Annotated in this window: 19 protein-coding genes and 1 riboswitch; of the genes, 11 read left to right on the top strand and 8 right to left on the bottom strand. The window is 64.9% G+C overall.

Annotation, left to right across the window (positions count from 1 at the left end):
* Positions 1–42 precede the first annotated feature (42 nt).
* The 5 genes from F8197_RS15480 to F8197_RS15460 all read left to right on the top strand — a co-directional run bounded on the left by F8197_RS15480 (position 43) and on the right by F8197_RS15460 (position 7,798).
* Positions 43–2,628: a CheR family methyltransferase gene (locus F8197_RS15480; RefSeq protein WP_152882626.1), complete on the top strand. Its 2,586-nt coding sequence runs from the start codon at positions 43–45 to the stop codon at positions 2,626–2,628.
* A complete protein-coding gene (locus tag F8197_RS15475) occupies positions 2,615–4,384 on the top strand; it encodes a PAS domain S-box protein (protein WP_152882625.1) in 1,770 nt (589 codons plus the stop codon). The genes F8197_RS15480 and F8197_RS15475 overlap by 14 nt, the downstream gene beginning before the upstream one ends.
* 67 nt (positions 4,385–4,451) lie before the next feature.
* On the top strand, positions 4,452–6,584 hold the full coding sequence (locus tag F8197_RS15470; RefSeq protein WP_227012266.1) for a S46 family peptidase: 2,133 nt from the start codon (positions 4,452–4,454) through the stop codon (positions 6,582–6,584).
* Positions 6,585–6,617: 33 nt separating this feature from the next.
* Complete coding sequence (gene pnuC, locus F8197_RS15465) at positions 6,618–7,262, top strand: nicotinamide riboside transporter PnuC (RefSeq protein ID WP_152882920.1); 645 nt, start codon at positions 6,618–6,620, stop codon at positions 7,260–7,262.
* Positions 7,259–7,798, top strand: coding sequence for an AAA family ATPase (locus F8197_RS15460; protein WP_373996887.1), 540 nt, complete (start codon positions 7,259–7,261; stop codon positions 7,796–7,798). The genes pnuC and F8197_RS15460 overlap by 4 nt, the downstream gene beginning before the upstream one ends.
* On the opposite strand, the gene F8197_RS15455 is transcribed toward F8197_RS15460, so the two are convergent.
* Positions 7,795–9,930, bottom strand: coding sequence for a TonB-dependent siderophore receptor (locus F8197_RS15455; RefSeq protein WP_152882624.1), 2,136 nt, complete (start codon positions 9,928–9,930; stop codon positions 7,795–7,797). The genes F8197_RS15460 and F8197_RS15455 overlap by 4 nt on opposite strands.
* Positions 9,931–9,988: 58 nt before the next feature.
* Positions 9,989–10,085: riboswitch (TPP riboswitch) on the bottom strand.
* A gap of 149 nt (positions 10,086–10,234) precedes the next feature.
* Here F8197_RS15455 and F8197_RS15450 point away from each other — a divergent pair.
* Positions 10,235–10,768: an immunity 26/phosphotriesterase HocA family protein gene (locus tag F8197_RS15450; RefSeq protein WP_227012265.1), complete on the top strand. Its 534-nt coding sequence runs from the start codon at positions 10,235–10,237 to the stop codon at positions 10,766–10,768.
* Positions 10,769–10,781: 13 nt separating this feature from the next.
* Here the strand turns inward: F8197_RS15450 and F8197_RS15445 are convergent, their stop codons facing one another.
* Genes F8197_RS15445 through ompR form a run of 3 tightly spaced genes read right to left on the bottom strand, consistent with a single transcriptional unit; the run spans position 10,782 to position 13,581 of the window.
* Complete coding sequence (locus F8197_RS15445; RefSeq protein ID WP_227012264.1) at positions 10,782–11,489, bottom strand: hypothetical protein; 708 nt, start codon at positions 11,487–11,489, stop codon at positions 10,782–10,784.
* Positions 11,486–12,865 carry a sensor histidine kinase gene (locus F8197_RS15440; protein WP_152882622.1) on the bottom strand — a complete coding sequence of 460 codons (1,380 nt, stop codon included), beginning with the start codon at positions 12,863–12,865 and terminating at the stop codon, positions 11,486–11,488. Before F8197_RS15440 ends, F8197_RS15445 begins: the two co-directional genes overlap by 4 nt.
* A 14-nt stretch (positions 12,866–12,879) precedes the next feature.
* A complete protein-coding gene (ompR, locus tag F8197_RS15435) occupies positions 12,880–13,581 on the bottom strand; it encodes a two-component system response regulator OmpR (RefSeq protein ID WP_227012300.1) in 702 nt (233 codons plus the stop codon).
* Positions 13,582–13,827: 246 nt separating this feature from the next.
* Between ompR and F8197_RS15430 the strand changes: the two genes are divergently transcribed.
* The 3 genes from F8197_RS15430 to F8197_RS15420 all read left to right on the top strand — a co-directional run bounded on the left by F8197_RS15430 (position 13,828) and on the right by F8197_RS15420 (position 18,309).
* On the top strand, positions 13,828–14,229 hold the full coding sequence (locus F8197_RS15430; protein ID WP_156368669.1) for a hypothetical protein: 402 nt from the start codon (positions 13,828–13,830) through the stop codon (positions 14,227–14,229).
* 215 nt (positions 14,230–14,444) lie between these two features.
* Entirely contained in the window at positions 14,445–16,376 is a 1,932-nt protein-coding gene (locus F8197_RS15425) for a flagellar assembly protein A (RefSeq protein WP_373996886.1), read from the top strand.
* Between the two features lie 85 nt (positions 16,377–16,461).
* Positions 16,462–18,309 carry a flagellar assembly protein A gene (locus F8197_RS15420; RefSeq protein WP_152882620.1) on the top strand — a complete coding sequence of 616 codons (1,848 nt, stop codon included), beginning with the start codon at positions 16,462–16,464 and terminating at the stop codon, positions 18,307–18,309.
* Here F8197_RS15420 and F8197_RS15415 read toward each other — a convergent pair.
* On the bottom strand, positions 18,306–19,229 hold the full coding sequence (locus F8197_RS15415) for a LysR substrate-binding domain-containing protein (RefSeq protein WP_152882618.1): 924 nt from the start codon (positions 19,227–19,229) through the stop codon (positions 18,306–18,308). The genes F8197_RS15420 and F8197_RS15415 overlap by 4 nt on opposite strands.
* A 71-nt stretch (positions 19,230–19,300) precedes the next feature.
* Between F8197_RS15415 and F8197_RS15410 the strand changes: the two genes are divergently transcribed.
* Positions 19,301–20,077, top strand: coding sequence for a sulfite exporter TauE/SafE family protein (locus tag F8197_RS15410; RefSeq protein WP_152882617.1), 777 nt, complete (start codon positions 19,301–19,303; stop codon positions 20,075–20,077).
* 2 nt (positions 20,078–20,079) lie between these two features.
* Here the strand turns inward: F8197_RS15410 and arfB are convergent, their stop codons facing one another.
* Positions 20,080–20,481 carry an alternative ribosome rescue aminoacyl-tRNA hydrolase ArfB gene (gene arfB, locus F8197_RS15405; protein WP_152882615.1) on the bottom strand — a complete coding sequence of 134 codons (402 nt, stop codon included), beginning with the start codon at positions 20,479–20,481 and terminating at the stop codon, positions 20,080–20,082.
* A gap of 127 nt (positions 20,482–20,608) precedes the next feature.
* Between arfB and F8197_RS15400 the strand changes: the two genes are divergently transcribed.
* On the top strand, positions 20,609–21,109 hold the full coding sequence (locus F8197_RS15400; protein WP_152882614.1) for a chemotaxis protein CheW: 501 nt from the start codon (positions 20,609–20,611) through the stop codon (positions 21,107–21,109).
* Positions 21,110–21,130: 21 nt separating this feature from the next.
* Here the strand turns inward: F8197_RS15400 and F8197_RS15395 are convergent, their stop codons facing one another.
* Together F8197_RS15395 and prmB are read right to left on the bottom strand one after the other, a co-directional pair.
* Positions 21,131–23,125, bottom strand: a complete 1,995-nt coding sequence (locus tag F8197_RS15395; RefSeq protein ID WP_152882612.1) for an ATP-binding cassette domain-containing protein — start codon at positions 23,123–23,125, stop codon at positions 21,131–21,133.
* A gap of 9 nt (positions 23,126–23,134) precedes the next feature.
* Entirely contained in the window at positions 23,135–24,022 is an 888-nt protein-coding gene (gene prmB, locus F8197_RS15390; protein ID WP_152882610.1) for a 50S ribosomal protein L3 N(5)-glutamine methyltransferase, read from the bottom strand.
* Between the last annotated feature and the right edge of the window lie 36 nt (positions 24,023–24,058).

Below are 24,058 nucleotides of genomic sequence, written 5' to 3'. Positions count from 1 at the left end.
AAGCTATCCTTTTTCGCCACGCCACCGCGCCCGGACGCCACCATGAATACCTCCAGCGCTTCCCCCGAAGTCCCGGCTGTACCAGACAGCGGGCAGGGGTGCGTTCAAGCCGGACAGGTGCCGGTCGTGGGCATCGGCGCTTCTGCCGGCGGTTTCGATCCCATCTGCGAATTCCTGGCCAGCGTGGCGCCTGCCAGCGGCTTTGCCTACGTGGTGGTGCAGCACCGCGATCCGTCGCAGCAGTCGATCCTGCCGCAGTTGCTGCAACGCGTGACGCGCATGCCGGTAGTCGAGCTGGCGCATGGTACGGCGGTGGAAGCCGACCATGTGTACGTGGCGCCGGCCAGCGGCGTTTGCGGTTTCGACCGCGGTTGCTTTACCGTCCGGCCGGCCGACGGGCGCCATCCGATCGACAGTTTTTTCCGCGCGCTCGCCGCTTGCTGCGGTGATCATGCCGTGGGCATTACGCTGTCCGGCGCCGGCGCCGACGGCACCATCGGCCTGGCAGCGATCCGCGATGCCGGCGGCCTCACCATGGCGCAGTTGCCGGCATCGGCGCGCTTCGACCCCATGCCGGCCAGCGCGATTGCCGCGCACGCGGTGGACATCGTGGCGCTGCCGGCCGAGATGGCGGCGCAAGTGGCCAACTGGCGCCGCCGCCGCGCGAACGACCAGGCAGGCACGCTGCTGATGCAGGCCGACGACCAGCGCGCGGCCTTGCAGCAGATGTACCAGCTGCTGCTCCAGCACACCGGCGCCAACTTTGCCGATTACAAGCTCAGTACCGTAATGCGCCGCATCGACCGCCGCATGAAGCTGCGCCAGTGCGCCACCTTGCCCGATTACGTGCGCTGGATGGAGGACAACCCGGAGGAAATCGAGTTGCTGTTCAAGGAGCTGCTGATCGGCGTGACCAGCTTTTTTCGCGATGCTGCCGTGTGGGATTACCTCGGCAGTCAGGCGCTGCCACGCTTGCTGGCCGAGCACCCGGACGGCGCTGCGTTCAAGGCCTGGGTACCGGCCTGCTCCACCGGCGAGGAGGCGTATTCGCTGGCCATTGTCTTCGACGAAGTGCTCGAACGGTTACGCCCGACCACGCGCTTCACGCTGCAAATCTTCGCCACCGACCTCGATGGCGACGCCATCGACCGCGCGCGCCAGGGGCAGTTCCATGCCGCTATTGCCGACAACATCGCGCCCGAACGGCTGCGCCGTTATTTCACGCCGGCCGACAACGGCGGCTACCGTATCCGCAAGGACTTGCGCAGTTCCATCATCTTCGCGCGCCAGAACCTGATTTCCGATCCGCCGTTTACCAAGCTCGATATCCTGTGCTGCCGCAACCTGCTGATCTATTTCACGCCGCGTCTGCAGGCGCAACTGATTCCGCTATTTCATTACGCGCTCAAGCGCAACGCCCTGCTGGTGCTGGGCAGTGCCGATACGCCAGGCCGCTTCCACGAGCTGTTCGCACCGCTGCCCGGCACCAGCCGCGTGTACCGCCGGCTCGATGCAGAACCCGGGCGCGTTTCCAGCTACTTCCCTACGCGGGCCACCAATGCGGCACTGCCCGCCACACCTCAGATCGGCCAGGCCATCATGAAAGAAAACCTGCAATCCCAGGTCGAGCAACAGCTGTTGCGCAAGCACTCGCCGGCAGCCGTGCTGCTTAATGCAGACGGCGATATTCTTTATATCCACGGGCGTACCGGCGAGTTCCTGGAGCCGGCGGCCGGCAAGGCCAACTGGAATATTCACGCCATGGCGCGCGATGGCCTGCGCCACGAATTGGCGGCGCTGGTGCAAAACGCCACGCAGGCCGAGCAGATGGTGGAAACGCGCGGCCTGATCCAGCAGGACGCCAACGGCCGCCCTGCGCGTTCGCTCGACATCACGGCGGAAGCGATGCCGCGCAGCGGGCCGCTGGCCGGTACCGTCATGGTCACTTTCACCAGTTGCGCGCTGCCGCCGCAAAAACGCCGTCCGCGTCCAGCCCAGCCGCTGGTGCTGGAACTGGAGCAGCAACTGGCGCAGGCGCGGCTGGAAATCCAGGCCGTGCGCGACGAAATGCAGGCCTCGCGCGAGGAGCTCAAGTCCGCCAACGAGGAACTGCAATCGACCAACGAGGAGCTGCAATCGACCAACGAGGAACTGACCACCTCCAAGGAGGAAATGCAGTCGCTCAACGAGGAGCTGTACACGGTCAACGCCGAACTGCAGTCGAAGGTGGACGACCTGTCGCTGATCAACGGCGACATGAAGAACCTGCTCAACAGCACCGACATCGCCACCATCTTCCTTGACAACGCCTTGCGTATCCGCCGCTACACCGACCAGGCCACGCGCATCTACAAACTGATTCCCGGCGATGTGCAGCGCCTGCTCAGCGACATCGCCAGCGACCTCGATTACCCCGGCCTGGAAGCGGATGCCGAAGGCGTGCTGCGCACGCTGGTGGTGTGCGAGAAGCACGTGCCTACCCGCAGCGGCGGCTGGTACACGGTGCGCATCATGCCTTACCGTACGGTGGACAACGTGATCGACGGCGTGGTGGTCACCTTCATCAACATCACCGAGGCGAAGCAACTGGAGGCGCAGTTGCGGTCGATGCAAAATGGCGCGGCGTGACCTGAAAAGATCGCCGCGCCAGCCGCTGGCGGCCGACCAGTTGCGCGAAGCTGCCGAGCAGGCGGTGGCGGCGATGGCATCGAGCGGCGTGCAGGCGCCGCCGGGCGCCGACAGCGACGCACTGCGCCACTGGCACGAGCTGCAGGTGAGCCAGATCGAGCTTGACATGCAAACCCTTGCCCTGGCCGAGCTGCAGTCGGAACGCGACGAGGCCGAAGAAGGGCGCGAGCGCTATGCCGTGCTGTACGACCAGGCCCCGGTGGGCTACCTGTCGCTCGATGCCGAAGGCGGCATCACGCGCGCCAATGTCGCGGCCGGCGAGCTGCTCGGACTGCCGCGCGATGCGCTGCCGGGCCGGCGCTTCGAGCAGTTCGTGGCGGCATCGGCGCAGGCCGTCCTGCGGCGGTTCCTGGCCGGGGTGCTCGAACACAGCCAGCGCGGCACCCTGGAGCTGCCGCTGTTCGATCCGCGCAAGCCCGGTAACGGCGGCGGGGAGGGCCGCCAGGTCCACCTGGACGTCAACCTCGATCCCGGCGCCCGCAAGTTCCGCGTGATCCTCACTGACATCGGCAGCGACCGCGCGCGCGAGGCAGCGCGCCAGCGCGCGTTCCAGGTGCTTGACCACATGGGCGAGGGCGTCCTGGTGTGCGATGCCAATTGCGATATCGTCGCCGTCAACCGCGCCTTTACCGCAATTACCGGCTATGCGGTGGAAGAAGCGCTGGGGCGCAATCCGCGTTTCCTCGGCCACCCCGGCGCCCATGCTCCCGGCTATCACGCGGACGCGATGCAGCGCTTGCGCACGGAAGGCAAGTGGGAAGGCGACGTGCACAACCGCCGGCGCGACGGTACGCCGTGGGTGGCCAGCATGTCGCTCACCGTGATCCACGACGAGCAGGGCGCCATCAGCCGCTACATTGGCGTGTTTTCCGATGTGACGGCGCGGCGGCGCGCCGATGCCGACTTGCTGGCGCTGTCGCGCGACCTCGATGCGCGGGTGGCGGCGCGCACTGCCGAGCTGACCGCCGCCAACCGTCTGCTGACCATGGAAATCGCCGAGCGCAAGCGCACCGAGGCCGCGCTGTTCCAGTCGCGCGAACAGCTACGCAAGCTCGCCGCGCACCTGGAGTCGGTCAAGGAGGAGGAGCGCAAGCGCATTGCGCGCGACGTTCACGACGAGCTGGGACAGAACCTGCTGGCGCTGCGCATCGACATCTCGCTGCTGGCCGTGCGTACCGGCAGCCGCCATCCGCGCCTGCACCGGCGCACCCAGTGCGCGCTCGACCAGGTGGATACCACCATCCGCAGCGTGCGCGGCATCATGAACGACCTGCGCCCGGCCGTGCTGGACCTGGGCTTGCAGGCAGCGCTCGAATGGCAGGCGGCCGAGTTCCGCAAGCGCAGCGGCATTGCCTGCGACCTGTCGTTGCCGCCCGAAGCCGAATTTGCGGCCATCGGTCCGGAAGTGGAGATCGTGCTGTTCCGCAGCCTGCAGGAGGCGCTGACCAACGTGCGGCGCCACGCCAAGGCCACCCATGTGGCGATTGCGCTCACGGTGCGCGAAGGGCGGCTCACTTTCACCGTGGCCGACAACGGCATCGGCCTGGCGCCGGAAGAACGCGCCAAGAGCGACTCGTTCGGCCTGATCGGCATGGCGCAGCGGGTGCAGGCGCTGGGCGGCCACCTCGAGGTGGCGCCATACCTGGCCGGCGGCGGTTGCCGGCTCACGTTGTGCATCGACCTGGTATGGAGCTGACGCGGGAAAAGGAATATACTGCCGCTGACTTTCAACCAGGGGCTCAATCTTGTTAAAAAAACTCGCAATGTCTGTCGCCATGATCTGCGCGGCAGCCACGTCGGCGCGGGCCGACGAAGGCCAATGGCAGCCATACCAGCTGCCGCAGCTGAAATCCGAACTCAAAAAGATCGGTATCGCCATCCCCGCCGAAAAACTGGCCGACCTGTCGAAGCACCCGATGAGCGCCATCGTTTCGCTGGGCGGCTGCTCGGCATCGTTCGTCTCCAGCGCCGGCCTGGTGGTCACCAACCACCACTGCGCGTATGGCGCCATCCAGCGCAACTCGAGTCCCGAACACAATTACATCGAAAACGGCTTCCTGGCCAAGACCCGCGCGGAAGAGTTGCCGGGCGGTCCGAACACGCTCGTTTACGTCACCGACAAGGTGGAAAACGTCACCGCGCGCGTACTGAAAAACGTCACGCCGGCCATGACCGGCAAGCAGCGCCACGATGCGGTTGAAAAAGCCATCAAGGTCTTGATCGCCGAATGCGAAAGCGATAAAGCTTATCGCTGCTCGGTGCCGGCCTTCCATCGCGGCCTCGAATACTATCGCATCCGCCAGATGATGATCCGCGACGTGCGCCTGGTGTACGCGCCGGCCGACATGATCGGCAATTTCGGCGGCGACATCGACAACTACGAATGGCCGCGCCAGGGCGGCGACTACTCGTTCCTGCGCGCCTACGTGGGCAAGGATGGCCGCCCGGCCGATCCGTCGCCGGACAACGTGCCTTACCAGTCGAAGGACTTCCTGGTGGTGTCGGCCGCCGGCCTGAAAAACGGCGACCCGGTGCTGCTGGCCGGCTACCCGGGCCGCACCAGCCGCTACAAGCTGCCGTCCGAAGTGCGCGCCGCGCGCGACGTGACGTTCCCGCAGCGCGTGGCCGAAATCCAGGCCGACCTCGACGTGATTGCCGCATCGACCAAAGGCAGCCCGGCCAACGAAGTGCGCTACGCCAGCGTGGCCAAGAGCCTCAACAACGTGATGAAGAAGGCGCAGGGCCTGTCCGACGGTTTCGCGCGCAAGGACATCGCTGCCATCAAGGATGCGCAGGATGCCGAGTTCCGCGCCTGGTACGCCAAACAGCCGGGCAAGTCGCCGCAACTGCTGGCCGAACTCGATAGCGTGATCGCTGCCGACATCGCCTTGTCCGACGAAGAATTCGGCCACGGCGTGGCGTTCACCAGCGACCTGCTGAAAAGCGCTACCACCCTGGTACGCCTGGCCAACGAAGGCGCCAAACCCGATGCCGAGCGCGAAGTGGGTTACCAGCAGCGCGACCAGAACATGATCCGCGCGCGCCTGAACCGTCTCGAGCAATCGTACGTGGCCGGCGTGGACCAGGCGCGCTTCACCGCTGCCCTGCAACGCTACGCCAAGCTGCCAAAATCCCTGCACGTGCAGGGCCTGGACGCCTTGCTGCCGGCGCCGGACGCCGTGGCCGCGCTGTACGCCAACACCGAGTTGGGCGACACCGCCAAGCGGGTGGGCTGGATGGGCAAGGACGCCGCTGCCGTAAAGGCCTCGAACGACGCCTTCCTGCAACTGGCGTTAAAGCTCGACGGCGTGACGCAGTCGCTCAAGGATCGCCGCGCTGAACTGGACGGCAATCTCGAACGCGTGATCCCGCAATACATGGCGGCCGTCATCGCGTGGAAGAAATCGCAGGGCAAGCCGGTGTACCCGGACGCCAACTCCACGCTGCGCGTGACCTACGGTACCGTGGCGCCATACTCGCCGGCCGACGGCATCACCAAGGGGCCGTTTACCACGGTGGAAGGCATCGTCCAGAAGCACACGGGCAAGGATCCGTTCAATGCGCCGCAAAAGCTGCTCGACGCGATCAAGGCCAAGCGCTACGGCCAGTTCAAGGATCCGGTGCTGGGCACGGTGCCGGTGGACTTCCTCACCAGCGCCGACACCACGGGTGGCAATTCCGGCTCGGCGGTGATGAACCGCAACGGTGAGCTGATCGGTCTGAACTTCGACTCCACCTACGAGTCGATCACCAAGGACTGGTACTTCGATACGGAGATCACCCGCGCCATCCACATGGATATCCGGTATATGCTGTGGATCATGACGGAGGTGGACCATGCCGACAACCTGCTGCAGGAAATGACCATCAAGTATCCAACCAAGGCCGCGAAGTAAACCATGCACGCACTGACAGACCTGCTCGTGTATATGAACCTGCCATTGCACCTGGCGGTGTTCGTCACGACGCCGCTCGAGCTGCTGTCGTTCGTGCTGGCGGTGGTTACGGTGTGGCTCAACATCCGCCAGAGCCACTGGGCCTGGCTGTTCGCGATCGTCTCGTCGGCCACTTACGCGATGGTGTTCTTCGGTTCGCGCCTGTACGGCGACATGGGCTTGCAGTTCGTGTTCATCGCGGTATCGATCTACGGCTGGCGCCAGTGGCTGCGTGGCGATGGCCATCATGCCGCATTGCCGGTCACCGCGCTCGATGCGCGCGGGCGCTGGCTGGCGGTCGGCGGCTGGTTTGCCGGTTTCGTGCTGCTGGCCATGTTCCTCAAGACGTGGACCGATACCGACGTGCCGCACTCGGACGGTTTTCTTACCGCCGGCAGCCTGGTAGGACAGCTTCTGCTGTCGCGCAAAAAGGTGGAAAACTGGCACGTGTGGATCATTGTCGATGTGCTGTACGTGGGCCTGTACCTGCACAAGAACCTGATGCTCACCGCCATCCTGTACGCGATCTTCGTGGGCATGGCAATCGTGGGACTGCGCACCTGGCAGCAGTCGGCCGGCATGCCCACCGGCGGCGGGGGCAATGATGGCGGCGGCGGACGCCGGCTGGTGCTGGAGTGAATGTCGGCCTGGGGGAGCAAGCGTTGCCGGTGAAAGTGGCCATCCTGGGCACGGCATCGTCGGGCAAGACCACGCTGGCGGCGGCCCTGGCGCGCGACTACGGCACCGTGTGGGTGCCGGAATACCTGCGGGAGTTTGTCGATACCGAGCAGCGCATTCCGGTCGCGCAGGACCAGATCCATATCGCCCGCACCCAGCTGGCGCGCGAGGCCATCGCGGCGCCGCTGGCGCACCGTTACCTGTTCTGCGACACCACGCCGTTGATGACGGCCGTGTACAGCCGCCATTATTTTCAAGGGATCGACGCCGAACTGGCGCTGCTGGCCGACCGCCACCAGCGCGACTACGCTGTTACGCTGGTGACCGCGTCCGATATTCCGTGGGAAGCGGACGGCCTGCAACGCGAATCGGAGCAGGTGAGCGTGACCATCAACGCGATGTTGATGGAAGAATTGAAAAGGCGTGCCATTCACTACCTGCTGGTCACGGGCACGCCCGAAGCGCGCCTGGTACAGGCCAGGCGCTACTTACCTTAGAAGTCGAACTGCGCCGACACACGCCCGGTGCGCGACGCGCCCGGGATCAGGTAGCCGCCCAGGTCGGGCGTGACATCGCGCCAGTAGAACTTGTCGAAGGCGTTGTCGATGCCGGCGCGCAGGGTAGTGGCCACGCCGCCGATGCGGGTGGAGTACGCTGCTGCAAAGTTCACCAGGTGGTACTTGGGCACGAACACCGTGTTCTCGGCATCGAAGGCCTTCTTGCCCGAATACTGCCAGTTGGCGCTCACATTGAGTCCCTGTACCTGCGGCACCGCGTAGTCGGCATACACCGACGACTTGAACGCCACCACGTTGGTCACGCGCTTTCCGTCCAGGCTGGCCGAGCCGGTGCCGCTTTGCCTGGTGCTCAGCCCCGTGGCGGTGATACCGACGGTGAGTTCGCGCGAGGCGCGGCCGTTGAGGCCCATTTCCAGGCCACGGTTTTCTGCCTCGCCGTTACGCACGAACATATTGGACGCGTTGTCGACGTATTCCAGGCCCTTGCGGATCTGGAACAGCGCCAGCGTGGCACTGAGGTCGGTGCGGATGTCGGCCTTGACACCGAGCTCCACCTGTTTCGACTTTGCCGGTTCCAGCGCCTGCCGTTCATTCAATGATCCCTTGGGCGCCACGCCGCCATGCTCGAGGCCTTGCGCATACGAGGTGTAGAGTGAGACGTTCGGACGCAGGCTGTACACCAGCGCCACGCTGGGCAGCCAGAAGCCGGCATCGGTCAGGGCGTTGGGCTGGATCACGCCGGCCTCGTTTTCGCCGACGTACTGGTTGCGGCGCACCTGCACGTAGCGCGCACCGGCATGCAGCTTCAGTTGTTCGGTGAGGCTGACGATATCCTGGGCGAACAGCGAGCGTTCATTGGTGTAGCGGCGCTCGGACACCGGGCCGCTGGTGCCCGGTGCTGGCGGCACGATCACCGGGTGGTAGATATTGCTGGTGCCCGAGTAATCGTACAGGTCGTCGCCCCATTTTTCGCGGTTGCGCATCAGCGAGCTGCCGAACGTGACCTCGTGTTCGATCGCGCCGGCGGCAAAGCGGCCCTGCAACAGCGCCTGCACCGTCAACGGCGACTTCTTCTCGCCTTCGCTGATGTAGTTATATACGTCGTAGTCGCCATTGCCGCAGAAGCCGGGGTACAGGTCCTGCGCGCCGCAACCGTAAGGGAAGGCCGTGTAGTCGTCGCGCTTGAAGGTGTTCTGGTTGGCGCTGACGGTGGCTTTCCACTCGGGCGAGAACGTGTACTCGAAGCGGGCGCCGATATTGCTGCTGATGGTTTCGACCGGTCGCGCCCACGGCTGGTCGTTGAGCATGGTGTCGGCATCGATTGCCGGCAGCGTGGTGTTGTTGAGCAGTTGGAAGCCGGGTGCGGTCAGCTGCGACTTGCGCTGGTAGTCGGCGTCGATTTGCAGCAGCGCCTGCGGCGAGATGCGCCAGTCGAATGCGCCCGAGATGAACTTGCGATTGCCGTCGGCGCCCTTGACGATCGAGCGCAGGCGCTCGGCAGCGACGTTGACGCGATAGCCGAAGCGGGTGTCCTCGAAGCGGCCGCCGACATCGGCAGCGCCGTACAGCGTGCCGCGCTCGCGGGTTTCGAGCACCACCATGCGGATCGGGTTGTCGGTGGGGCGCTTGGTCACGTAGTTGAGCACACCGCCGGGCGCGGACACGCCGGCCTGCAGGCCGGACAGGCCTTTCAGTACTTCGAGTCGTTCCTTGTTTTCCAGCGCGATCTGGGTATCGCCGGCAATCGTCATGCCGTCCTTGCGGTAGCTGGTGCCGTTATCGAGCTTGAAGCCGCGGATCGAGAACTGCTCGGCATACCCGACCGCGTTGTAGGCGTCGGACAGGCTGGCGTCGTAGCGCGCGGCGTCGGTGGTCGAGCGGATCTGCAGGTCCAGCATCTGCTGCGACGTGATCACGTTGAGCGAGGCCGGGGTGCTCAGCAGCGGCGCATTGGAAAAGCCGCCGATCGAGGCGGTGCTGGCGCGGGTCTTGGTGGCACTGACGACGACTTCGGGCAGCGCCTGGTCGGCTTCCTCGGCCATGGCGGCGCCGGCAAAGGAGTTGAACACCGCTACGGCGATGACGGATACGGCAAGGTTGGGTTTGTACATGTCTGCTCTCTACTTGTTCGGCCGGAAGCCGCGAAGAGAGCCATCAAAGGAGGGGAGGAGACCGACTTTTGCGCTTTCCTTCGCTGGCATTATCCAGATCAGGTACGAAGGGTATCTCTCACCCGGAAACAATTCCAGGACCCCTAGCGAACCGCGAGTGTAACACAAACGTCATCATTGAACGGCCGCATCGTGGGACCGCCAGCGCGATTGTGACGCCTGCGTCACGCGTGCGCCACAATCGGCGCCGCCTCGCTACACTGCCACTTTTGCGCCGCAAGGCGCCAGCGAGGCGGGCCCGGCAATGCAAGCAAGACCGTCCGCAACGTGCAGTGAAAGGATGGGAATGAGGCAGTCGTATCAAGAAGGTAGTTTTTTCGCCGTGCCATTGCTCGATGGTGGTTACGGCGCCGGCCTGGTGGCGCGTTTGTCGCCGGGCAGCAAGATCATGCTGGCCTATTTGTTCGGTCCCCGGCAAGATGGTTTGCCCGACCTGGCGCAGCTTGCCTCGTTGACCGCGCAAGACGCGGTCAAGGTACTGCGGGTTGGCGACATGGCGCTGGTCAGTGGCCACTGGCGCGTGCTGGGCGAACTCGAAGCTTTCGATCCCGCCCAGTGGCCGATGCCGCAGTTCCTGCGCCGGGCCGACGCTCTCAAGCGCGCCTGGCGCGTCACCTACTCCAGCAACGATCCGGCCCGCTCCGAGCGCGAGGAGTCGGTGCCTTACGAAACCGTCGGCTTCGAGGCCGATTCGCTGTACGGCTACGGTTCGGCCGAGCTGCTGCTGACCAAGCTGCTGGTTGGCGCCGACCACCCGCTCAACCGCAAATCAGTCTGATCCGGCTGCTCACTCAGCTGCAGCCGACATTCCACGCCGTGTATTCGCCACGGCTTTTGCGCACCGCCACCCGCGCCACGGTATCGCGGTCGCTCTCGAACACCATGCCCAGCATCAGCGGCGCGCCGGCGACGGGCGCCGCCGGCTCGAGCGCGGCCAGCCGGTACGTCAGAGCGCGATACGGCGCGCATTGCGAATTGCCGGCAAACAGCAGGCGCGCGCGGCCCAGCAAATCACGGTGCTGGCGCAGCAGCGCCACGGCGTCCACGTCCGCCACCTTCGGGTCCTGCAAGGTGGTGTAGCGCGCTGCCGCGCAGGGCACGGTGGGCGTGGCCAGCCATATGTACCAGCGCGGCGTCTCGGCTGCATCCTGCCAGCGCTCGCCCACGGGGGCCTTGGCGTCATAAATAAAACTCGAGCGGATTTGCCGGCACAGGTCCGGGTGCGAGCGGCGCGGTGACGAGTCCACGCGCGCGATCACGCGCCACGGCTGTTTGTTGCCATGGCGTTCTACCTCGAAAGCGGGGGCGAACAACGGCGGCGTGGCCCACGGTCCTTGCGGCGCGGCCGCCTGGCGGGTGCTGAAAAATGCCTCGAACGACGTGCGCTCTTCGGTGGTCGGCTCGCGTTGCTGCAGCGGCATGGCGGGTTTTGCTGCCCAGGCTGGCGTGGCGAGTGCGCCGGCAAGCAGCGCGGCGGTCATCAAGGTCGAATGTCTCATGCTGCTTTCATCAGGATCTGGATCGCCAGGCCGCCGCCGTCGCGATTGCGTACCCTCAGTTCGGCGCCATGGCGCTGCAATACGCGGTCCACGATGGCCAGCCCCAGGCCGGCGCCATTGGCCTGGCCGCGCGCCGTATCGAGCCGGGTGAAGGGCTTGAGCAGTTGGCCGATCTGGTCGTCGGGCACGCCGGCGCCGTGGTCCTGCACCTCGATCACCACCCGGCTGGCTGCACCCACGCCCTTGATGCTGCAGCCGATATCGATCTCGGTGATGTCCTGGTCGGGTGTCTTGCCGTAGCGGCGCGCGTTTTCCACCAGGTTGTTGATCACGCGTTTAAGGTCGGTGGCGTTGCCCATCGCGTGCAAGCCAGGTGCGATGTCGGTCTTGACGCGCACATCGGGAATGCGCGCGGCGTCGTGCGCGACATCGGCCAGCAGTTCGCTGATATCGACGTTGATGAAGCTCGACGCTTCGGTGGGCCTGGCGTAATCGAGGAACTGGCCGATGATGGCGTCCATCTGGCCGATGTCGGACTGGATGCCTTCGCGCGCTTCGTCCGACAGATGGGCCATTTCCACTTCGAGCTGCATGCGCGCCAGCGGGGTGCGCAGGTCGTGCGAAATGCCGGCCAGGATCACCGCGCGGTCCGACTCCACCTGCTGCAACTGCAGCACCATCTGGTTGAACGAGCGGTTCGCTTCGAGGATTTCGTTCGGGCCTTTTTCAGGCAGCGGATCGGGGCGCATGCCTTGGGCAAAAGCGCGCGTAGCCTTGGTCAGGCGCCGCAGCGGCAGGTTGACCAGGCTGGAAATGAAGGCTGCGCCCAGCAGCGAAATGAGCGACACCACGCTGGCCCAGCCCAGCCACTGGATGCCGGTCAGGCCGCGAATGCGCTCGCGTTCGAGCATCAGCCAGTACTGGTCGTCGTCGATCTTGAACGACACCCAGAAGCCGGAGACGCCGTTGACCTTGGACGAAAAGCGCGTGTCCTGTCCAAGCTTGGCGCGCACCAGCTTCTGGATGTCGGGCATGAGCGCGTTGTCGGGCGGGGGATCAACCTGGTCGTCGGCTTCCAGCGTGAACACCCGGATGCCTTCGTTGGATACCAGGTCGAACAGCAGTTCGCGCCGCAGTTCGGGCGCCGAGTGGGTGAGGGCGGCATGGGTGATGGTGACCACCGACACCACCTGCGCCGAGATCTGCTGCACCTGCGGATCGTGCTGGACCACGCTGATCATGCCCACCCAGGCTGTCATGCTGGTGGTGGTAAGGGCGCCCAGCAGGATGAAGGTACGCCAGAACAAACCGCTTTTCAGGCTGGCGAGACGGAGCGTGAACAACCATTTGAGCGGTGACTTCGACTTGGACTTCATGCGCTAGCCCGCGCTTAGCGCGGCTGACCCTCCGGAATGAACACATAGCCCAGGCCCCAGACGGTCTGGATGTACAGCGGGCTCGATGGATCGGGTTCGATCAGCTTGCGCAGGCGCGAAATCTGCACGTCGAGGCTGCGGTCGAACACTTCGTATTCGCGCCCGCGCGCCAGTTCCATCAGTTTTTCGCGCGACAGCGGCTGGCGTGCATGGCGGGCGAATACTTTCAGTACCGAGAATTCGCCGGTGGTGAGCGGCACGGTTTCGCCGGCTTTTTTCAGGGTGCGCGTGCCCAAATCCAGTACGAACTGGCCGAACTCGAAGGTTTGCGGGGTTTCGGACGGTGCGCCCGGAATTTCGTCGGGACCCCGGCGGCGCAGCACAGCGCCGATGCGCGCCACCAGCTCGCGCGGGTTGAACGGCTTGGGCAGGTAGTCGTCGGCGCCCATCTCGAGGCCGACGATGCGGTCCACGTCTTCGCCCTTGGCGGTGAGCATGATGATGGGGGTCTGGTCGCCGGCGCCGCGCAGGCGGCGGCAGATCGACAGGCCGTCCTCGCCGGGCAGCATCAGGTCAAGCACGAGCAGGTCGTAGCGCTCGCGCAGCCACAGCTTGTTCATGGCGGTGGCGCTTTCGGCGGTGAAGACGTTGAAGCCTTGTTCGGTGAGATAACGGCGCAACAGATCGCGCAGGCGCACGTCGTCGTCCACTACCATAATCTTGGCCTGATGGCCATGCTGATTGACGGTATTACTGCCGCCAGTGTTGTTGGAATCAAGCGTAGTCGTCGTCATTTCTTTGCCAAGTTGTCTTATTGATGTTGCTATGGTAACGTCATATTCGCGTCACGAAAACGTCTGTTTTTACCCATTACAAAGTGTTACAAACTTTACCCGATTGGTCTTACTCCCTCGTGCAAACCATCATACACTGCGGGCATGGAATCACCTCTTAGGAACGCCATGTTCATCGACCTCAAAAAAATACACGCGGCAGCAAGCGCATCTTTTTGCGTTCGATCCACCCTGGCTTCCGTCGTGGTGTGCTGCGGTGTGCTGTCGGCACTGCCCGCGCATTCCGCCGGCCAGGATCGCCGTGACGACAATCGTGACAATCGCAGCCAGCAAAGCGCCCCGCGCCAGCAGGACATGCGGCAAGACCTGCGCCAGGACCAGTCGCGCCAGCTCGATCCGCGCAGCTACGAGTCGCGTGCCGAGGAACAGCGTCGCGCCATGCAGGAGAACAACCGCAATGCCGAGATGAGCCGCCGCGTGGGCCGCATGACCGCCGACGAACGGCGCGACCTGCGGCGCCAGATCAACGAAGCCGGCGCCGAAGTCTACGCCCTGCCGCCGCGCCGCTGACCTCCGCCTGCATCGCTACCGACAGTTACCGTTATTCCGACGCCCGCCGTGTTCTGCACGGCGGGCGTTTTTGCATGGATGACATTAATGTGTGGCAATTGCATCACATTGGCGATTACTCAACATGATAATCGTTCTCTTTTGGTTGATCATGTGTAATATTAGTTTATTACACGCAATGCCCGTCGGCCGCGTGTTCCCCTTGGAGGAAGATCGTGGTCCCAGACGTTGCACCCGCAGCGCTATCGGTCGTGTCCGCGCTACCCGCGCCTGACGCGAGCCTGCCCATTGGTTTGATCCTGCACCCGGACGGCATTTATATCGATCTTGGCCTGCCGCCACCGGCGCGTGCCGCCGCCATCAACCAGGTGTTCGGCGCCGGATTTTGCCTGGCCGGTTTGTCCTACCCGGTGTTGATCAAGGCGCTGTACGACGTGGGGCCCGACCTGGGCGCCGCGCAGGCCGTGCGCCTGGCTGATGCGGTGCGGCTGATCGACGCCAGCCGCCTGCCGCTTTACAAGACGCCCAAGCCGGGCCGCGGCTACGCCGAGTACTACTTCGAGCCGCTGTACCTCGATGCGGAAGTGCTGGCCGACGGCACCGAGCTGCCCGAGCGCGTGGCGCGGCTCGACATCGACGAATTTGTCGCCGCCATGTGGAGCCACGGCATCCGCTTCGGCATCGACGTGGCGGCCGTGGCCAATGCCATCAAGGCTCCCAAGGCCGAGCGCATCACCTTTGCCACCGACCTCGAACCGGAGCCGGGCTGTAACGCCACGGTGCTCGAGGTGTCGCACGCACTGCACCGCAGCGACGCACCGAAGGAACGCGCCGACGGCCGCATCGACCTGCACAGTTTCGAGAACCGTTTCCCGCAAATCAAGGCCGGTGTGCGGCTGTTGAAAAAAGTGCCGGCCACGCCCGGCTTGCCCGGCTTCGACCTGGCCGGGCGCATGACCGCGCCGGCGCCGCCGGCCGACCTGGCGCTGCGGCACCTGGCCGGCGACGGCACCGAGGTGCAGGAACTCGATGATGGTGAATACATCGTCTCCATCCGCGAAGGTTTTCTTGCCGTCGATTCCAAGTCCAACCGTGTATCCGTCACCGACAAGATCGTCAGCCTCGATGGCGTGAGCGGGCGCACCACCGGCAACCTGGAACTGACCGGCGCCTACGAAGAATACGGCGACGTGCAGGAACAGCGCGATGTCACCGGCGGCGACATCACTGTGCACGGCAACGTGTATGGCAACATCCACTCGCGCGGCGGCGCCGTGGTGCTGGACCGGAACCTCGTCGGCGGCAGCATCCGCAATGCCAATGGGCCGATCACCATCGCCGGCGTGGCCTCCAGCGCGGTAATCCACACCGGCAGCGGTGCGGTCACCGTGGCGCGCGCCGAGAACTGCATCATCTCCGGCAGCAGCGTGACCATCGGCGAAGCCTCCAACTGCGAGATCGTCGCCGACCTGCTGCGGATCACCGTTGCCGAAGGCTGCGCCGTCGCCGGGCGCGACGTGGAAATCGAATCGGCCGGCCCGCGCCGCCGCACCGAGATGGTGATCTATGTGTTGCTGCGCGACGTGACCCGCTTCGACCAGGAGATCGGCGAACTCGATGTGCGCCTGGCCGAACTGGCGCGGGTGCTGGCGGGCCACGAGGAAGAGGCGGCACGCCTGTCGGCGCTGCCCGACGTGCGGCGTTACCTGGCGCTGGCGCTCAAGCTGCGCAACCAGGAGTTGACGGTGTCGCCCGAACAGGCGCACATCCTGCGCAAGATCGCTGCCGGCGTGGCCGAACCGATGCAGACGCTCGATCGTCTCAAGAAGGACGGGCAGATTGCGTTGACCCAGCAAAAGCTGCTGCGCGACCGGCGCGACGCCGTGAGAGCCGAGCAGGTGGCGGCGGCAGGCACCGCGCGCTGCGGCTTGCACATGGTAAGCGGCGAAACCGTGGTGCGCACCATGCCCTATGGCGGCGCGGGCGACAGCGCCGCGCCGCTGCTGGCCCGGCAGCCGTCCAAGGACATCAAGCAGCGCCTGCGCGGCACCCCGGCCGGCGGCGCGGTGCTGTTCTGGGAAAGCGAGGGGGCGCTGAACTGGCACCTCGACCCTCGGCAAGTACACAATAATGGCGGTTCATGCTAGGCTATAGGGCATATTAAAAAAAGTGAAGGGGCGCTCCGCTCCGACGTACATCTTCGTGGGGATTACCGTGTCAAACGCAACGACGTTGAATTCAGGCGCCGGGGGCGAACTGCCCGCAGCGCTCGTCAAGCGTGATGATGGCATCTACTTCGACGTTGCCGCCACGCCCGTGGCGCGCCTGGCCGCCGTCGGCCAGATCTTCCTTGGCGGCGCCTGTTTCGTGGGCCTGCATTACGCCATCTTTACCAAGATGGTCTATAACGCCGGTCCCGATCTGCCGCCCGCGCTGGCCGAACGCCCGCTGCTGCGCTTTGCCGACCGCATCGAACCGTTTCATCCGGCGCGCCGCCAGCTGTACAAGAACGTCAAGGTCATCGGCGGCGAGGCCGAATACTATTTCGAGCAGGTGTATTTCGACGTACCCGGCCTGCCGCCGCAGCCCGCGCGGCTGACCTTCGACGAATTTGTCGCGGACATGTGGGCCAAGGGCATCCGCTTCGGCATCGATGCGCCGGCGGTGCGCGACGTGATCGCCACCGGCCGCGTGGCGCGCATCACGGTCGCGCGGCGCCTGAACGCCATGCCGGGACGCGATGCCGCCATCGTGGAAGTCTCGCGCGACATCCATCGCAGCGACGCCCCGCGCGAAAAATCGGATGGCCGCCTCGATTTGCAGACCTTCCAGAACCGCTTCCCGCAGGTGAAACCGCATGTCAAGCTGCTGCGCAAGGTGCCGTCCGCACCGGGTGTGCGCGGCTTCGAGATGTCGGGCGCGGTGATCGACCCGCCAGCCCCCAAGGACCTGGAGCTGGCGTCGGTGGCCGGCGAAGGCACCATGATCGAAAACTTCCGCGACGGCGAATACCTGGTGTCGTCGGTCGAAGGTTTTCTCAGCGTGGACCCCAAGACCCGCCGCATCTCGATCGGCCCCAAGATCATCAGCCGCGAGGGCGTGAGCGCGCGCACCACGGGCAATTTGCAGCTCACCGGGGAGTACGAGGAGTTCGGCGCAGTGCAGGAGCAGCGCCGCGTCGAAGGCGGCAATATCACCATCCACGGCGATGTGTACGGCAGTATCGAATCGCGCGGCGGCGACATTGCCCTCAACAGCAACCTGATGGGCGGCTCGGCTGTCAATGCCGACGGCGCCATCCGCGTGCGCGGGGTGGCCGCCGGCGCCGTGCTGCAAACCAAAAAAGGGGAGGTCGCGCTCACCCGCGCCGAAAACTGCATCATCTCCGGCACCCGGGTGGTGATCGGGGAGGCCAGCAACTGCGAGATCATGGCCGACGAGGTGGTGATCAAGGTGGCCGAAGGCTGCGCCATCGCTGCGCGCCGCATCGAGATCGTCCATGCCGGTCCGCGCAAGCAGAACGAGATGTTGTTGTACGTGCTGGTGCCCGATACCGCCGGCTACGACAAGCGCGTGGCCGACCTGCTGCCGAGAGTGGCGGCGGCGCAGCGCGAGGCGGTCCAGTACAAGGAAGAGATGGACGCCATCACCAGCCAGGCCGAGGTACGCAACTACCTCACGCTGGCCACCCGCGTGCGCAAGCGCGAAGTGGTGCTCACACCCGAACAGGAGCCGCTGTTCCACCGCATGGCGACCGCCGTGGGTCCGGCATTGAAGTCGGTGGGACGCATCTCGCTCGCCCTCAAGGCGGCGCAGATACAGGAAGAGCAGGCGCGCGCCGAAGTGGCGCAGGTCGAGCGCAAAAAGCGCGAATTGATCCACAAGTCCCAATGCTCGGTCCAGTTGCTGACCGGCGAAGTGCAGTTGCGCCCGATGACCTATGTGCCGGACGGCGTGGCGCCTTACGACTATGCGCCCAAGGAACTCAAGGCCAAGGTGCGTACCTCGGCCGCTGGTCTCCCTACGCTGTTTTTCGGCAGTGTCGGGCCGATATACTGGGCGCCCCCGCAGGACAATTAGTCTCCGCGAGCGCTCTGGGGCGGAGTGGCGCCGCGCAGTGCGGCGACCAGTTCGCGCGCAGGGGCGGGCAGGGTGCGCAGGTCGCGCACGCACACCAGCAGCTTGCGCGCAGCCCAGTCGTCGGTCAATTTCACGATTCTCAGCAGACGTTCACCATCGTGGCGGCGCGCCGCCGTCGCCGGCAGCAGCGCTATGCCCGCGCCATTGGCGCACATGCGGCAGACGGCCTCGAAGCTGCGCAGCCGGATCTTGCAGTGCATGCGCCGCCCCAGCCGCGCGGCCTGGCCAGCCGCGTACTGCTGCAGCGCGCTGTCGCCGGCCAGGCCGATGAAATCATGGTCGAGCGCATCGGCAAACGCCATGCCCCGGCGCTGTCCCAGTTGCCGCGCCAGCGGATGGCTGCGCGCCATGGCCAGCACCAGGGTGTCGTCGCAGACCGGGAAGGTGTGCAGCGCGGCGCTGTCCACGGCGTCGGTGATGATGCCGATGTCGGCCGCGCCATCCGCCACCGCCTGCACGATGTCGCGGCTTTGGCGCTCTTCCAGGTCCACGCCCAGGCGCGGGTGGGCGGCCAGGAAGGCGGCCAGCGCATCGGGCAGGAATTCGGTCATGGCCGAGGTATTGCACAGCAGCCGGATTTGACCCTTCAGGCCGGAAGCGAATTGCGCCAGGTCGCCGCGCAGATCGTCCACCTGGCGGCCGATGATGCGCGCGTGGCGCAGCAGTGCCAGTCCGGCTTCGGTCGGCTCCACGCCGCGCCGGCCGCGTTGCAGCAGCGGCACGCCCAGCGTTTCTTCGAGGCCGCGCACGCGGGCGCTGGCCGAGGGCAGCGCCAGGTGCGCCAGCCGGGCGCCAGCGGTGATGCTGCCGCTGTCGGCGATGTGGGCAAATAAACGCAGGTCGGTGAGGTCGAAACGCATGGCAGCCTATGTCAATGACGAAGTCTGGCTCAGTATATTCCACATTTGCAGCGCTGCTCCGGAAGAGGACAATGGCAGTCATGGATACCATGACTCTCTTTATTGCGCTGGTCTTCGTGCTGGCAGGCCTGGTCAAGGGTGTGACCGGCATGGGGCTGCCCACGGTGGCCGTGGCCTTGCTGTCGTTGAAGATGGCGCCACTGGAAGCGGCAGCTTTATTGATCGTGCCTTCGGCGCTGACGAATGTGTGGCAACTGGCCACGGGACCGGCACTGTACCCGCTGTGGCGCCGGTTGCGGCCGATGTTGCTGGCCACCTGCGTGGGCACCGCCATCGGCGGCTGGCTGCTGCTCGCACCAGGCGGTACCGGCACAGGTGCGGAAGCGGCGGTATGGACGCCAGCCGTGCTGGGTGTGCTGCTGGCCGGCTACGGCGTGCTGGGTTTGTCCGGCTGGCGTGGCAAGGTGCCGGCAGCGGCACAGCGCTGGGCGGGGCCGCTGGCCGGCGTGGCGACCGGCGCCATCGCCAGCACTACCGGCGTATTCATCATGCCGTCCGCGCCGTACCTGCAGGCGCTGGACCTGAACCGCGAGGACCTGGTACAGGCGCTGGGCCTGAGTTTTACGGTATCCACGCTGGCGCTGGCAGCCATGCTGGCCTGGCGCGGCGGCTGGCATGCAAATGCTGCCACTGGTTCGCTGCTCGCGCTGCTGCCGGCGGCGCTGGGCATCGTGGCGGGCCAGTGGCTGCGCCAGCGCATGTCGGCCGAGGTGTTCCGCCGCTGCTTTTTTTTCGCACTGATCGGGCTGGGCGTGCACCAGTGCGTGCGGGCAGCGATGGCTGGCTGAGGCTAGGTTCTTAGTACCTTGCCGCGCAATTGTTTGCGCTCGCCGTCTTTCGCCTTGCCGTCGAGCCGGCGGCGCTGCGAGCCGCGCGTTGGCTTGGTGGGCCGGCGCACCGTGGGTAGTATGGCCACGCTGTCCACCAGCTCCTGCAGGCGCCGCAGCGCGTCTTCCTTGTTGGCTTCCTGGCTGCGCGATTGCTGGGCCTTGATCACTACCACGCCGTCGCGCGTGATGCGGCTGTCGCGTAGGGCCAGCAGGCGTTCCTTGATATGTTCGGGCAGCGATGACGGCGTGATGGCAAAGCGCAGGTGCACCGCGCTGGAAACCTTGTTGACGTTCTGGCCGCCCGGTCCCTGCGCGCGAATGGCGTTCAACTCCACGTCGTTGATGTCGATCTGCTGGTTCATCGGCGCATTGTAGCAAACGCGCTGCGCTGCACCCGGCAAAAATTGACGGTAGTCAACATCTGGCGCAGGGTGGGCGGTTACGATGGTTCATGCCTGTTACCGCACGTCCCAGGACGAAAGGATCATCATGTCTCCCATTTTCCACTCAGCGACGCAAACGTCCACCGCGCGGCAGTACCTGGTGTTCCGGCTCGGCGGCCTCGATTACGCGCTCGATTTCAGCAAGGTGCAGGAACTGCGTCCGCTCAAGGAACTCGAACGTTTTTCGTCGGACGGGGAAATCATCAGCGGGGTAGCGGTGTCGCGCGGCGTGATCATGCCCATCGTCGATATGCGCATCGCGTTCGGCCCACGGCCGCCGAAACACGATCCGCTGACGGACGTGATCATTTTAAAGCTGTCGAGCTGCGTGATGGGGATGGTGGTCGATGGCGTGACCGACATCGTGTCGCTCACGGTGGAGCAGTTGCAGCCGGTACCGGTGGTGGAAACACCGGCGGCGGTTGCGCCACAGGTTGATTACCTGCTCGGCATCGGCGTGGTGGATGACCGCCGCCTGATCGTGGTCGATATCGACAAGCTGATGTCGATCCGCAAGGTGCCTTGCGCGCCACGCCAGGCGGCGTAATACTTCTTTGCTGGCGAGCGTTTAAGCCAGCGCTTCCAGTTCTTCCTGCAACTGCAACCACTGGGCTTCCAGCTCGCCCAGGTCCTTGGTGAAGAAGGTCTGGTCGGCCAGGGCCTGCTTCAACTTGGCCTTGTTGGCGGCTTCGTAGATCGTCGCATCGGCCAGGCGGCCATCGACTTCCGCTTTCTGGGCGCTGCGCTTGGCGATTTGATCGTCGAGGCGCTTGATCTTCTGTTCCAGCGGCTTGCGCAGCGTGGCCAGGCGCTGGCGGTCTTCCGCTTCCTTGCGTTTCTGGTCCTTGGTGTTCACTACCGGCGCCGAAGGCGCGGCCACTGGAGAGGCCACAGGGAAGTCGGTCTTGTTGGCCTTGCCCGCTGCCGGCAGCACGTCGGTGCCTTTACCCAGCTTGGTCTTGAACAGCCAGTCCTTGTAGTCGTCCAGGTCGCCGTCGAACGGTTGCAACTTGCCGTCGGCGACGATGATGAATTCGTCGGTGGTGGCGCGCAGCAGGTGGCGATCGTGGGAGACCACAACCAGCGTGCCTTCGAACTGCGCCAGCGCCTCGGTCAGCGCTTCGCGCGTTTCCAGGTCCAGGTGATTGGTCGGTTCATCGAGCAGCAGCAAATTCGGACGCTGCCACACGATCAGCGCCAGTGCCAGTCGTGCTTTTTCGCCGCCGGAGAACGGTGCGATCGAGCTGGTGACCATGGTGCCCGGGAAGTTGAAGCCGCCGAGGAAGTTGCGCAGTTCCTGCTCGCGCACGGTCGGCGCGATTTTGGCCAGATGCCACAGCGGCGATTCGTCGTGACGCAGCATCTCCACCTGGTGCTGGGCGAAGTAGCCGATATTGAGGCCCTTGCCGATGGTGGCGTCGCCGGTCAGCGGCGCCAGTTCACCGGCGATGGTCTTGATCAGCGTGGATTTACCGGCGCCGTTCACACCCAGGAGGCCGATGCGTTGGCCGATCTGCAGCGAGAACTTGATGTTGTTGACGATGGTCTTGGTGGTGACTTCGCCGGTTTTTTCGTTCTCGATCTTGTAGCCGGCATCCACGTCTTCCATGACCAGCAGCGGATTCGGAGCGCTGAGCGGCTCGCGGAACTCGAACGAGAATTCGGCAGCAGCGCGCAGCGGCGCCAGTTCTTCCATCTTGGCCAGCGCCTTCATGCGGCTTTGCGCCTGGCGGGCCTTGGAGGCTTGCGCCTTGAAGCGGTTGACGAACGATTCCAGGTGGGCGCGCTTGCGCTGCTGCTTTTCCAGCGCGCCGGCGGCCAGGATCATTTGCGCCGCGCGTTGGCGCTCGAACGACGAGTAGTTGCCCGAGTAGCGTTTCAGCTTGCGTTCGTCGATGTGCACGACCACGTTCACCACTTCGTCGAGGAAGTCGCGATCGTGGGAGATGATCAACAGGGTGCCCGGATAGCGCTTGAGCCAGTCCTCGAGCCAGATGATCGCATCCAGATCCAGGTGATTGGTCGGTTCATCGAGCAGCAGCAGGTCCGATGGGCACATCAGCGCCTGCGCCAGGTTCAGGCGCATGCGCCAGCCGCCCGAAAAACTCGAGACGGGACGCTGCATCTGTTCGATGGTGAAGCCCAGGCCCAGCAGCAGCTGCTCGCCGCGCGACTGCACGGTGTAGGCGTCGGCGTCGGCCAGCGCGCTGTAGATGTTGCCGATGGCGATACCGTTTTCGCTCGACTCGGGCGCCGCTTCCAGGCGTGCCAGTTCGGCTTCGAGCTTGCGCAGTCCGACGTCGCCGTCGATGGCGTAATCGAGCGCGGCGCGTTCGAGCGGCGGGGTTTCCTGGGCCACGTGGGCCACGCGCCACTTGGCCGGGAAGTCGATCTCGCCCTGGTCGGGATGGAGCTCGCCGCGCATCATGGCGAACAGGCTCGATTTGCCGGCGCCATTGGCGCCGATCAGGCCGATCTTGTCGCCCGGATTGAGGGTAACGTCGACTTGTTCCAGCAGCGGCTTGGTGCCGCGCATCAGGCTTACTTGTATGAAGCGGATCATGTTGTTCTTTTACAGTTTGAGCTGGTCGGCGGTCAGCAGGAATACCATGTCGTCGCCGTTGCTTGTGGTGAGCCAGGTCAGGCCCATCTCGCCGAAGGCAGCTTCGGCGAATTCTTTTTCGTTGCCGATTTCGACGATCAGGATACCGTCGTCGGTCAGGCGTTCGGCAGCGCCAGCGACGATGCGGCGCACGATGTCCATGCCATCCTTGCCGCCGTCGAGCGCCAGTTCCGGCTCGGCGCGGTATTCCATCGGCAGCTTGCTCATCGAGGACGAGTTCACGTACGGCGGATTGGTGATGATCAGGTCATATTTTTTGGCCGGCACGTTGGCGTACAGGTCCGACTCGATCAGGGTCAGGCGGTCTTGCAGCTCGTAGGTGGCGACGTTTTTCTTTGCCACTTCCAGTGCGTCGGCCGAGATATCCACGGCATCGACTTGCGCGTCCGGGAAGGCGTCGGCCATCATGATCGCCAGGCAGCCGGAGCCCGTGCACAGTTCCAGGATGTTTTCGATATTGTCGGGCGAGTTGACCCACGGCGCGAAGTATTCGGGTATCAGCTCGGCGATGAACGAGCGCGGCACGATGGTGCGCTCATCGACATAGAAGCTGTAGGTGCCGAGCCACGCCTCGTTGGTGATGTAGGCGGCGGGCACGCGTTCGTCCGTGCGGCGCGCGATCACGGCCAGCACCGACGCCACTTCTTCCGGCAGCAGTTTCGCATCGAGGAAGGGCTCGAGGCGATCGAGCGGCAGCTTGAGCGTGTGCAGGATCAGGTAAGCGGCTTCGTCGAAAGCTTCTACGCTGCCGTGGCCGAAGAACAGCTTGGCCGTATTGAAACGGGTGACGGCGTAGCGCAGCAGGTCGCGCGGCGTGGTGAAAGGCGTGGTGTTCATGGCTATCTCGTTCGGTAAAGTGCCGGGCAAACGCCC

It is taken from the genome of Duganella sp. FT27W (assembly GCF_009295655.1).
Taxonomy (GTDB): Bacteria; Pseudomonadota; Gammaproteobacteria; order Burkholderiales; family Burkholderiaceae_D; genus Rugamonas; species Rugamonas zoogloeoides.
Note: the sequence above shows the minus strand (reverse complement) of the source record. Positions and strands in the feature narration are given on the sequence as shown.